12 protein-coding genes and 1 pseudogene are annotated in these 11,099 nt (G+C 51.7%); all 13 read right to left on the bottom strand.

All coding sequences use genetic code 11. The features are described from left to right. The coding region (locus Q7V48_03025) for a DUF502 domain-containing protein (GenBank protein MDO9209709.1) at positions 1–523 on the bottom strand (523 nt) is incomplete at its 3' end. Beyond that, positions 456–674 (bottom strand): zinc ribbon domain-containing protein, encoded by a 219-nt coding sequence (locus Q7V48_03020; protein ID MDO9209708.1) that lies wholly within the window; start codon positions 672–674, stop codon positions 456–458. The genes Q7V48_03020 and Q7V48_03025, both read right to left, overlap by 68 nt. 52 nt (positions 675–726) lie before the next feature. Beyond that, complete coding sequence (locus Q7V48_03015; GenBank protein MDO9209707.1) at positions 727–1,107, bottom strand: cyclophilin-like fold protein; 381 nt, start codon at positions 1,105–1,107, stop codon at positions 727–729. 75 nt (positions 1,108–1,182) lie between these two features. After that, entirely contained in the window at positions 1,183–2,028 is an 846-nt protein-coding gene (gene ccsB, locus Q7V48_03010) for a c-type cytochrome biogenesis protein CcsB (GenBank protein ID MDO9209706.1), read from the bottom strand. Beyond that, positions 2,025–3,416 carry a cytochrome c biogenesis protein ResB gene (locus tag Q7V48_03005; protein ID MDO9209705.1) on the bottom strand — a complete coding sequence of 464 codons (1,392 nt, stop codon included), beginning with the start codon at positions 3,414–3,416 and terminating at the stop codon, positions 2,025–2,027. The genes ccsB and Q7V48_03005 overlap by 4 nt, the downstream gene beginning before the upstream one ends. Positions 3,417–3,489: 73 nt before the next feature. Continuing rightward, positions 3,490–3,831 carry a cytochrome c3 family protein gene (locus tag Q7V48_03000; GenBank protein MDO9209704.1) on the bottom strand — a complete coding sequence of 114 codons (342 nt, stop codon included), beginning with the start codon at positions 3,829–3,831 and terminating at the stop codon, positions 3,490–3,492. Between the two features lie 158 nt (positions 3,832–3,989). Then, entirely contained in the window at positions 3,990–4,616 is a 627-nt protein-coding gene (locus Q7V48_02995; GenBank protein ID MDO9209703.1) for an L-threonylcarbamoyladenylate synthase, read from the bottom strand. Continuing rightward, positions 4,613–6,286, bottom strand: coding sequence for a long-chain fatty acid--CoA ligase (locus Q7V48_02990; protein ID MDO9209702.1), 1,674 nt, complete (start codon positions 6,284–6,286; stop codon positions 4,613–4,615). The genes Q7V48_02995 and Q7V48_02990 overlap by 4 nt, the downstream gene beginning before the upstream one ends. A 98-nt stretch (positions 6,287–6,384) precedes the next feature. After that, positions 6,385–6,903 (bottom strand): 5-(carboxyamino)imidazole ribonucleotide mutase, encoded by a 519-nt coding sequence (gene purE, locus Q7V48_02985; GenBank protein ID MDO9209701.1) that lies wholly within the window; start codon positions 6,901–6,903, stop codon positions 6,385–6,387. Positions 6,904–6,932: 29 nt separating this feature from the next. Then, a complete protein-coding gene (purD, locus tag Q7V48_02980) occupies positions 6,933–8,216 on the bottom strand; it encodes a phosphoribosylamine--glycine ligase (GenBank protein MDO9209700.1) in 1,284 nt (427 codons plus the stop codon). 170 nt (positions 8,217–8,386) lie between these two features. Next, a pseudogene (purH, locus tag Q7V48_02975) lies at positions 8,387–8,965 on the bottom strand (bifunctional phosphoribosylaminoimidazolecarboxamide formyltransferase/IMP cyclohydrolase). A 125-nt stretch (positions 8,966–9,090) separates the two neighbouring features. Further along, positions 9,091–10,107 (bottom strand): selenide, water dikinase SelD, encoded by a 1,017-nt coding sequence (gene selD, locus Q7V48_02970; protein MDO9209699.1) that lies wholly within the window; start codon positions 10,105–10,107, stop codon positions 9,091–9,093. Between the two features lie 39 nt (positions 10,108–10,146). Continuing rightward, complete coding sequence (locus Q7V48_02965) at positions 10,147–11,040, bottom strand: hypothetical protein (protein MDO9209698.1); 894 nt, start codon at positions 11,038–11,040, stop codon at positions 10,147–10,149. Between the last annotated feature and the right edge of the window lie 59 nt (positions 11,041–11,099).

The raw sequence follows: 11,099 nt of genomic DNA, 5'->3' as shown, positions 1-11,099 counted from the left end.
GGTTCATAGAGACTTCACTGGTCAAAAAGCCCAGGGAAAAAGTGCCTTTCTGGGGATACTCTACCAGGACTACTTTTCTGAAAGAGGATTCCTTGTTTGGGGAGAAAGCCTCCACAAGCTGGCGGATCGTCGGGTAGATGTTTTTCACCACCGGGATGCGTATCAACAGATCCTGAATAAACTTCAACAGCCGCGACCCCAAAACGTTGGTGGCCAGAAGGCCGACCAAAAAAATGAGCACGATTTCGATCAGGATGCCCAGGCCGGCGACTTCCCTGCCCAGCAACTGGTGCAGGATCGGGCTCAAAAAGCCATCGAGCAAACGAAACAGCCAGATTAAAGCCGCAGCCGTGATGACGATGGGAACCACCACCACCAATCCGGCGAAAAAAGTTTTTTTGATCGCTTTGCTGATTCGCTCCATGGCTTGCCTGGCCTGAAAAGGCCACAGGAGATTAATGGCAGGTACTGCAATGATGGCTGGAACAGCTGCTGCATCCCCCGGATTTTGATGCCGACCCACCCTTGGACCCGCTCTTGAAGCTGAAAGATGAAACTTTTTTGCTCACCTTCTTGCTCTGGCAACGGGGGCACTTAACCTCGGTATTGGCATTGAAGACAATCTTTTCAAAATCGTCCTCGCAGCTCCGACAATGGTATTCAAAAATAGGCATTCCCCCAACTCCCTTTTATTTATTTTAACAAAAAGGGAACGAAAAGCAAGGGCTATTCTTCCCTCTTTTCGATTCGTACTTTGGCCCCAGATGGGACCTTTTTAAAAACTTTGGCGTCTCCCGCAACCTTTCCGATGACATTGACGGCACTCGCCGGACGCACTTCATCCCCCCGGCTCATGGGCGTGGGGCCAAAGAAGATACAGAAGGCGTTGCCCGTAGGCCAGTAACCCAGGTCGCCCACTTGCACCAGTTCCTGGGCCGTTTTTTCCAGGGGGGCTTTCACGGGGATGGCAAAATAAATTTCGTCACCCCAGGTATTGGCCCTGGCTTCTATGGGGAGAGCCTCCCAGATTTTTTGGGCTGCCGGGGAATCGTTCAACCCCGCATCTGCTTCCACATTCCCAGCTTTGATCTTGATCTTTCTATCCATGGTAACACCTCCAAAAAAATGGCGATAGGCAATGGGCGATATGTTTTAGGTAGGGTAACGACGTTCTGGCGAAGCTCAAGCATAACTGTGCAATCCCGAAAGGACATAATTCACCCCAAAGTAGGTAAAAATAACCGCGGCAAAACCAATGACCGAAATAACCGCCGTACGCTTCCCCCGCCATTCGCGAGCAAAGCGGGCGTGGAGGAAGATCGCGTATACAAACCAGGTAATCAGCGACCAGGTCTCTTTGGGGTCCCAGCTCCAGTAGGACCCCCAGGCATAGTTGGCCCAGGCCGCTCCGGTAATGATTCCAATAGTGAGCAGGGGGAAACCCACGGCGATGGTTTTATAGACTAAGGCATCTAAAGATTCTAATGGGGGGAACAAAGAGATCCATCCAGTTTCCTTCTTCCCTTTCTCTTTTTTTCTAATTTTTAGCAGGTACATGATGCTCACGCCGCAGGAAAGGGCGAAAGAGGCATAGCTGAGGAAGCAGGTGATAACATGGGCATGGAGCCAGTTGCTCTGCAGCGCAGGGATCAGAGGATCGATCCGGTCAGAGACACCCGGGGCCAGGGAAGCATAAGCGATGAAAAGAAAAGCAAAGGGCATAGCAAAAGCTCCGATGATTCTCGATTTCATTTTCCTTTCCCAAAGAAGGTAGAGCAAGGCGATGCACCAGGAGAAAAAGACCAATGACTCGTACATATTGGAAAGGGGGGCGTGGCCCATCCCCAATTGGTAAGATTCCACCCAGCGCCAAAGGATAGCCGCAGTGTGAATCAACAAGGTTGCCCAGGATAGTGCGGTAGCAACTTTTCCCAGTTGCTCTGATCGGAAGGCTAAGAAATTGAAATAAAGCACCGTGCCGGCCAGATATAAAAAAGTTACGCTGCTAAACATCTTGGTGCTGATCATGATCGGCCCTCTCTTTCTTTATAATCCTCCTGCGCCCTCTGAGTCTCCCTCAAGGCTTGGGCAATTTTTTCGAATTCTTCCTCGAACCCGGTGCGGTCCCGGTCGCTGGATCCGGCAATTGCCACCAGTGTTCCGCCCTCTTTTTCCGTCAACCTCACCCATATCCGGCGATGGGACATAAAAAAAGTCATGTAGAACCCTGTGATCATAATCAAGCAGCCGGCCCAAACCACCCCGACGCCCGGATCTTTGGTTACCTGGAGGCCGGAATAATACCTGGGCTCAATTTCTTTGATCGTTAGGCGGTACCGCCCGGGCCTTTGGTCCTCAAACTCCGGGTGGTTCTGGAAAACCCAAAAATTTTGTTGAGGCCGGTTGGGTTCGGAGAAGATGATCTGCAAGGCAGGCCCCATTCCCTGTAGGTCCGGAAGAAAACGGTCCAGGAAGAAAAAGCTGGAACCCCCCTGAACCTCTGTCCGGTTGCCCATCTGGGCCGCGATGGAGATTTCCTTTCCCGATTGCCGGTCTTTAACGGCCAGAATCGCTTTGGCCACGCCGGCCACGCCATAACTCGACTGGTAGAAAGTGATCCCTTTGTAGGTCAATGGATGATTGACCAGGATGGGCTCGGTAAGGATTTTTCGACCTTTTTCCATAATGGTCAGAATGCTTTTGAATTCTTTGGGGGCACCCGTGGGATAGAAGGAGACACTGAACTTTTCCAGTTGCACGCTGAACCCGGGGAACCGAGCCTGTTGGCCGCTGCGAAGGACAACCTGGTCTGCCGCTTGTCCCTCCACAATGTTCACATTCCCCCGAAACCCATAAAAGGAACCAATCAAGGCTCCGGCCAAGATGAGCAGAACACTGAAGTGGATAAAATAAACCCCCAGACGGGAAAATCTTCCTTTTTCGGCCAAGAGGTGGTAAGCTCCGGAGACTTCAACGATCTTGGGCAGGCTAAAAACTCCTGAGAGGGCCTCCCGGCATTGGGAAAAGCACTGAGCCGGAAGGCCTTTTTGGGAAAATTTTTGGCACGGGGAAAGGTTCTCCCATTGGCGATCACTCAGACGCACCTCGGGGGAGAAAAATCTCCAAGTAATCCGGAAACGCTTCAGGGAGCAGACGATTAAGTTTAAGCTCAGCAACGCCAGCAGGAAGACAAACCAACCGGTATGGTACATATCCAGGAAGCCGAGGATCTTTAATATTTTATAGGTAGAGAATTTATAAACTCGAAGATATTCTTCCGGGGAAGCATTCTGCGGGATCACCGTGCCGAAGATCGAGGCTACCGCCAGGATGATCAGAAGGGCGATGGTCAATTTTAAAGAGGAGAGTGAATCCCCAAGGGAGGAGAAGAATCCCTTCTCTTCTTTCTTGGACAATGGGTCCCCCGGTAAAAAAACTGGCGTTGAGCTTTCACCCAACGCCAGTCAATTACAGAACTGAATCAATAGCTTATTTTTTGTGACATTTGTTGCAATCAGATTCGGCCGTGGCGCTGAAAGCTTTTTTGCCGTTATGGCAGGCGCCGCAAAATTTACCCTCTATGAAAGAGGCTTGGGTTATTTTGCTTTCGCCCTTTTTCATCTTGAAAATTTTCGTGTGACAATCGGTGCATTTCGCCTTGTGCTGGTTCACGTGTGACTCATGGCTAAAAAGAACCGGCCCCGTGCTTCCTTTGGCTTCAAATTTTATATCCCCGCCCCCCACTTTCTTTTGAGCGAAGGCCACCCCTAAGGCAATAAAACATAGGCTGCAGATACAGATAATGGAAATTTGACAAAATTTCTTCCCCAATTTTTTGTCCCCCTCTTCCTTCGATGCCTGCACGGGAGCAATGTTTTTGCCCGTACTTGCCGTCAGAATTTGATTATAATTAGTTTATCTTCACTATGAAAGATTCGTCAAGGAAAAAACCTGGCGCCTCTCTCGCTCGCGTACGGCCCAATTAAATTTTATCCTGCCTCGAGGAAGGGAGCTAATTCCTCTTGGGAAATGGCCCCCTGGCGAATGATTTTCGGCAAGACCGCGGAGACATCCAGCACTGTGCTGCCCAGCCCTCCGGCGGTCTTCCCTCCATCTAAGATCGCGTCAACCTTTTTCCCCAGCGCCTGGGAAACCTGCGCAGCCAAAGAAGGACTGGCTTGACCCGAAAGATTGGCACTGGTCCCGGTAATGGCCCGTCCTACGGCCTGGACCAAAGCCTGGGTCACGGGGTGGCTGGACGCCCTCAGGCCCACTTTTCCGGTGTTGGCAGTAAGGATGGGAGGAAGATGCGCTGAAGCTTCAAAAACCAAGGTGAGGGGCCCGGGCCAAAATCTTTCGATTAAGGCTTCCGCCGCGGGTGATATTTTTTTCACCAAATCCTGAACCCAGGTTCGCCCCGCCACCAGAAGGAGCAGGGGTTTATTTTCTTCCCTTCCTTTGATCTGAAAAACTTTTTGCAAGGCCACGACATCCCCAGCATCCGCTCCTAAACCGTAAAACGTCTCCGTGGGAAAGGCCACGATGCCCCCCTGGAGAATGATCCGGCTTGCCCGGGCGATTCCCTTGGAATCCGCCTTAAGAACAGGGGCCTTCATGGCTTTGTCTTCTTATTCCGCTCCGCATCGCTTGCTTCCTGGCGGAGCATTCTTCTCAGAATTTTTCCGGAAGGAGATTTGGGTAATACTTGGCGAAATTCCACACGGGTAGGGACTTTATATTTGGCCAGGTTTTTTCTGCAGAATTCGAGGATTTCCTCTTCCGTGGCCGATTGGCCGGGCTTGAGGACGACAAAGGCTTTCACCGTCTCACCCCGGTACCGATCCGGAAAGCCCACCGCTACGGCTTCAGCTACTTGGGGATGTTCGGTCAAAATTTGGTCGATGTCCTTGGGATAAATATTGAATCCGCCGGCGATAATCATATCCTTTTTGATGTCCAAAATATTGCAATAGCCTTCCTCATCCATGCGGGCAATGTCCCCCGTGTACAGCCAGCCATCGCGCACAGTCCTGGCTGTTTCCTCCGGCATCTTCCAATACCCTTTCATTACCTGGGGCCGTTTAATACATAATTCCCCGACTTCCCCTGGGCCGAGAACCTGCTCTCCTTTCTCGAGATCTACAATCTTCCCCAAAGTGTCCGGATAAGGAAGGCCCACGCTTCCCAGTTTTCGCTTGCCGAAAATGGGGTTGCAGTGGGTAGCTGGGGAGGCTTCGGCCAATCCGTACCCCTCCGTGATCCGTGCCCCGGTCAGTTTTTCAAAATCCTCTAAAATCTCCATAGACAACGGGGCGCCGCCGCTGTAACAAACCCGCAGGCAGGATAGATTGTATTGCTCCGCATCTTTCTCCTGGGAGAGGGCCGCGAACATCGGGGGAACCCCTGGGAAGAAAGTCGGGCGGAAACGTTTAATGGCCTTTAGGGCCCCCCTGACCTCGAACCGCGGCAAGATAATCATGGCCGAGCCCAGGTAGATGGGCATGTTCATGGCTACGGCCATCCCGTAGACATGAAAGAAGGGAAGGACGGAGAGAAAAACCTCTTTCCCTTTCCGCGCCCTAACCACCCAGCTGGAAATTTGTAAGGTGTTGGCCACTAAGTTACCGTGCGTGAGGACCACTCCTTTGATCCCCTCCGTGATTGCCCCGGTGTATTGCAAGAGTGCCTCGTCTTCTGGATGCAGATTTACTCGGGGAGCTTCCCTTCCGGCATTCTCGCTTATCAAAAACTCTAAAGAATAAATTCCTTGCGCGGGATCAAAAGGAATCGAAGTCTTTTTCTCCCCGGAAAGTTTGGGGCTGGCCCCCCAATCCCGTAGACAGCTGACGAGGATGTTCTCGAGCGAGCTTTGCGGGGCAATGCCGGCAATGCGGGAAAAGAGCGGCTCGGCAACAACGACGGTTCGGGCCTCGGCGTGATTCAAGAAGTAGAGAAGTTCTCTTTCCACGGCCAGAGGGTTGAGGTTTACCACTATGGCCCCCACCTGCAGGATCGCATAATAACCGATGACGTACGGAGGGCTGTTGGGCAGGAGTAAGGCCACCCGATCTCCTTTCTTCACCCCTAAAGCGACCAAAGCATTGGCCAGGGCGTTGACCTTTTCCTGCAGCTCCCGGTAAGAAAATTTTTTTTGGGCAAAAACCATGGACAGGTTTTGGGGGAAGGATTCAGCAGCCTGCTTCAAGAAATGCGTAAGGGGAACGCGAGGATAGACCAAGGAAAAAGGAACACCATCTTCATAATTTTTTAACCAGGGAGTTTCCACTGCCTTTTACTCCTCGCATACACTCACCCCAGAGCTCGCCGAGCATGCCGCGGTGAGATTAAACCTGAAAGACGAAAGGACAAATTTTATTTTGATATTTACTTGCTGTTTTTTCTCTGTGTTCTCTGTGTGCTCTGTGGTGAAAGATTTTTTTTCGTTTTGATTTTTTCGGCCTGTTCAGCCACCTGGGCGGCCAGCGAAACTTTATGGCGTAGTAAAAGTTTTTTTAACGCTGCATGCTTCCCGGATAGAATCTGGACAGCCAAAATACCGGCGTTGCGGGCACCGGCCTTGCCGATGGCCATGGTAGCCACGGGCACACCGGAAGGCATCTGGGCTGTGGAAAACAGGGAATCCATCCCCAACAAGGCTGATTCCAAAGGGACCCCGATGACCGGAAGAATGGTGTGGGCTGCCATTACCCCCGCCAAGTGAGCCGCCCCGCCGGCACCAGCAATGATGACCTCTACCCCCCGCCCTGCCGCTTTACGGGCATACTCTGCGGTAATTTCTGGGGAACGGTGGGCCGAAGCCACCGTCACCTCACAGGACACCTGAAATTCGGCAAGAACTCTGGCCGCCTCTTCCATGACCGGGAGGTCGGAATCGCTTCCCATGACAATAGCCACGAGTGGTTTTTGGGTCTTCACTTTTTCACCTTTCTTTTTAAGGCTTTTTGCCCTATGTCTTTCCGATAATATGCGCCTTCCCAGGAAATTATTTCCGCCGCCTCATAAGCCAACCCGATGGCTTCTCCAATTGCGCTTCCTATGGCCGTAACTCCCAGAACCCTTCCGCCGTTCGTTACGATCTTTCCCTCTTTTAAAGCTGTCCCGGCGTGAAAGACAAAAGTGCCGGGAATTTTTGCGGCCTCCCCTAAACCAGAAATTACTTTCCCTTTTTCATAAGGCCCCGGGTAACCTTGCGCAGCCATGACCACGCAAACCGTTGGCCGGTCATCCCATGCAACTTTCAGGTTGGACAAACTTCCTTCAATCGTTGCTTCCAAAACGGAAACCAGATCACTTTTCATGCGCATGAGCAGGGGCTGGGTTTCCGGGTCCCCGAACCGGGCATTAAATTCCAAGACCTTGGCCTTTTCATTGTGGATCATCAGGCCGGCGTAGAGGACCCCCCGATATTTCCTTCCTTCTTCCGCCATTCCATGTATGGTAGGGATCATTATCTCCTTCATGACTTGGCGGTGCACTTTTTCGCTCACCACCGGTGCGGGCGAGTAGGCCCCCATACCTCCTGTGTTGGGTCCCTGGTCGTGATCAAAGATGGGCTTGTGATCCTGAGAAGTAGGGATGGGCAGGACCGTTTCTCCATCGGTGAAAGCCAGAAAAGAGGCTTCCTCTCCCTGGAGGAACTCTTCCACCACCACCTGTCTTCCTGCGGCTCCGAAGGCTTTTTGGACCATGATGAGGTCAAGGGCTGCGATGGCCTCTTCCATGGTTGGGCACAAAATTACCCCTTTCCCCGCGGCCAGGCCATCGGCTTTGACCACCAAGGGCACCCCTGTCTTTTTAACGTATCTGACCGCTGCCCCATAATCATCAAAGACCTGAAAATCACCCGAAGGAACGCCGTATTTTTTCATTAAATACTTGGCAAAAGCCTTGCTTCCTTCGATTTCCGCCGCCTGCTGGTTGGCGCCGAATATGCGCAACCCACGTGCTTCGAAGGCATCCACAATGCCCATGGTGAGGGGGGCTTCTGGGCCGACGACAGTGAGGTCAATTTTCTCTTTTTCAGCCCAGGTGATGATCGATGGCCCATCTTCTGCCGCAAACGGGAGACATTCCGCTTGCTGGGCAATGCCGGCATTTCCCGGTGCGCAATAAATCTTTTTCACTGCCGGGCTCTGAGCGATTTTCCAGACCAGGGCATGTTCCCGGCCTCCACTGCCGATGACCAAAACCTTCATTGTTTTCTCCCAAACTTACCACAGAGAGCACAGAGAACGCAGAGGGAATAAATTCAAAAATCATTATGAAAATAAAAAAGCAAAAAGCCAATTCGATTTTTTGCTATTCGTTGGATAATTTTTATGGCTCTGCGTTCTCAGCGCGCTCTGTGAGGAATGTCTTTTTTCTCCAGATATTCGGATATGGCTTTATCGTAACGGGCCGTGAGTTGGTACACTTTCTTGGCCAGGCGGAAATTCGTCTCTTTACTCACCACCCCGCCGCTTTGCTTCATCTCGGCCAAAATGGGCCTGTAATCCGCCGGGTCCACGACCACGGTCACATAGGGATAATTTTTCGCCCCGGCCCGCAGCATGGACGGCCCGCCGATGTCGATATTCTCGATGGCTTCCTCCAGCGTACAATTCGGCTTGGCCACCGTAGCTTCGAAGGGATACAGGTTGATTACAACCATATCGATGGGTTGGATGCCATGCTCATTCATTTTTTTAACATGCTCGGGATTCCCGCGGATTCCTAAGAGCCCTCCGTGGACTTTGGGATGAAGCGTTTTGACTCGCCCGTCCAGCATCTCGGGGAAACCAGTGTATTCGGAAATATCCGTAATTTTTAATCCACTCTCCCGCAAAACTTTGGCTGTCCCTCCGGTGGACAGAATTTCTACGTTGAAGGCTTGCAGTTCTTTGGCGAATTCCTGAATTCCGGATTTATCCGAAAGACTGATAATGGCTCGCTGAATTTTGGGCATAAAAACTCCTTTCATAGGGTTCCAGTCACGCCTTAGGCGTGATCAAGGGGCCAAGGGTTCCAGTGTTTTTTGTATTTTGTTTTGCCGGTTCTCGTGGCCCATTGAATCTTTGATTTTTTGAATCCTTATTCTACGGAAATAAGGTTCTTCTCCCGCTGGATTACTTCTCCGACGATGGAGGCCTCCTGAATTCCTTTGGCTTGTAAATTCCCCAAAAGTTTTTCTCCATTGGATCGGGGCAAAGCAATCAATAAACCACCCGAGGTCTGCGGGTCAAAAAGGATGATTCTCTCCGCCTCGGGAACTTTGGCCGAGATGAAGATCTCCGGCCCAAAGTGATCCTGGTTGCAATAGGCCCCTCCCGGAACCATTCCCTGGGCAGCGTACTCCTTGGTCCCCGCCAGAATGGGTAGGTCCGAGTAAAAAAACCTGAAGGAGAGGCCACATCCTTTGGCCATCTCCGCAGCGTGCCCCAATAATCCGAAACCCGTAATATCCGTGCAGGCGTGGGGCCCCCATTCGTTCATGGCTTCCGAGGCGATATCGTTCAGGCGGACCATGGAGTCGATCGCCCGCTGTAAAAATCCGGCATCGGCCATTCCTGCTTTGTTGGCGGTAGAAATAATTCCCGTCCCCAGGGATTTGGTCAAGATGAGAACATCCCCTTTCTCCGCCCCCTTGTTCGTCACAATTTTCTTGGGATGAACCGTACCGGTCACTGCCAGCCCGTATTTCAACTCGACGTCGTCAACGGTATGCCCGCCCAAGACCACAGCCCCCGCCTCGTGGATTTTGTCCAGCCCGCCCCGAAGGATCTCGGTGAGTACAGAAAGGTTAAGGGAGAGGCGGGGAAAACCAACCACGTTCAAAGCGGTTAAGGGTTTCCCTCCCATGGCATAAACATCGCTCAGGGAATTGGCCGCGGCAATCTGCCCGAAGAGATAAGGATCATCCACAATGGGGGTGATGAAGTCCACCGTTTGCACCAAGGCCATCTGCTCGGAGATTTGGTAGACTCCGGCATCATCGGCGGTTTCGGTGCCCACCAGAAGGTTGAGGTGCTTTTCCAGGGGCAGGGGACGCAAGGCTTTCTCCAAGTCCTCCGGACTTAGTTTCCCCGCTCACCCGGCAGCGCGGACCATGGCAGTCAAGCGGATTTTCTCATCCACGATAAACCCCTTTCAGCCTCCGGTTTCTTTCGTGCTATCGGACATTCTATCATACGGTTCAGAAATGGCTTCTTGAGAAGCTGGGGAACACTCCCACTCAATCGGCCAGGGTGAATAGAGCAGCCGCAGGGCGCACTTGTCCCCTTCGGCCCGGTATTCTAAAAGGCCCTTGAGCAGAGAGAAATAAAAAAGATCTTCGGCGGTATAATAAGTGAGGAAAAAACTCAGCTCGTAAAGTTCGCGCATGGCGTTCTTCCGGTGCACGTAAAATCCCCAGAGCAACTTGGATTCGCTTTCTCCTGCCGGGTTACGGTGGTACTCATAAAGGCGCAAGAGAGGCCCCCAGTTCCGTTCAAATCCTTCATCATCGATGGGGATCAATGCCGGAAAGTAGAAATGCACAGATCCTTCTTTGCGCAGGCCATAATAAAAGAGGGGCCAGATGCGCAAAATGCGGGCACGCTTCCCCTCATTTTTCCAGACCTCGGTTTGATCCTTGGAGAGCAAAAGATAACGGTTGCGCACTTTCTGGTATCCTTCCTCTACCTGGCGGTCATACCCATAAAAGGGCCAGAGAACGTACCCGCTCTCTTGTCCTTCCCAATTTTTATGGCCGTAGAAGGGGAAGATGCGGAAAATAGACTTGTCATCTCCTTTGGCCCATTGGAGAAAGGGCCAGGGAAAGTCCCACTGGGTATAGTGATCTTCTTCGTCATAGGTGTAATTAAAAAAGGGCCAGATCACAGACCGGGAGACCCGTTTGGAGGATACGGAGGATACATAAAGAGGAAAGATCATGGCTATTTCCGTAGGGTCGTCCGTGTATAGGTAACGCTTTTCAAAATGAAAGATGGGCCAGAGGAAAAACATCTTCTCATAATCCTTCTCTTTGCGCTCATAGCCCACCTATGGCCATACTTTAAAACCTTCTTTTCCACCCCCTTCGGTACGGGAGAAAATCGGCC

It is taken from the genome of Deltaproteobacteria bacterium, assembly GCA_030654105.1.
GTDB lineage: Bacteria > Desulfobacterota > SM23-61 > SM23-61 > SM23-61 > JAHJQK01.
Note: the sequence above shows the minus strand (reverse complement) of the source record. Positions and strands in the feature narration are given on the sequence as shown.

Excerpts from the sequence above, each read along its gene's own strand:
- Q7V48_03020 (MDO9209708.1), bottom strand. The coding sequence starts at position 674 with ATGCCTATTTTTGAATACCATTGTCGGAGCTGCGAGGACGATTTTGAA.
- Q7V48_03015 (MDO9209707.1), bottom strand. The coding sequence starts at position 1,107 with ATGGATAGAAAGATCAAGATCAAAGCTGGGAATGTGGAAGCAGATGCG.
- ccsB (MDO9209706.1), bottom strand. The coding sequence starts at position 2,028 with ATGATCAGCACCAAGATGTTTAGCAGCGTAACTTTTTTATATCTGGCC.
- Q7V48_02995 (MDO9209703.1), bottom strand. The coding sequence starts at position 4,616 with ATGAAGGCCCCTGTTCTTAAGGCGGATTCCAAGGGAATCGCCCGGGCA.
- purE (MDO9209701.1), bottom strand. The coding sequence starts at position 6,903 with ATGGGAAGCGATTCCGACCTCCCGGTCATGGAAGAGGCGGCCAGAGTT.
- purD (MDO9209700.1), bottom strand. The coding sequence starts at position 8,216 with ATGAAGGTTTTGGTCATCGGCAGTGGAGGCCGGGAACATGCCCTGGTC.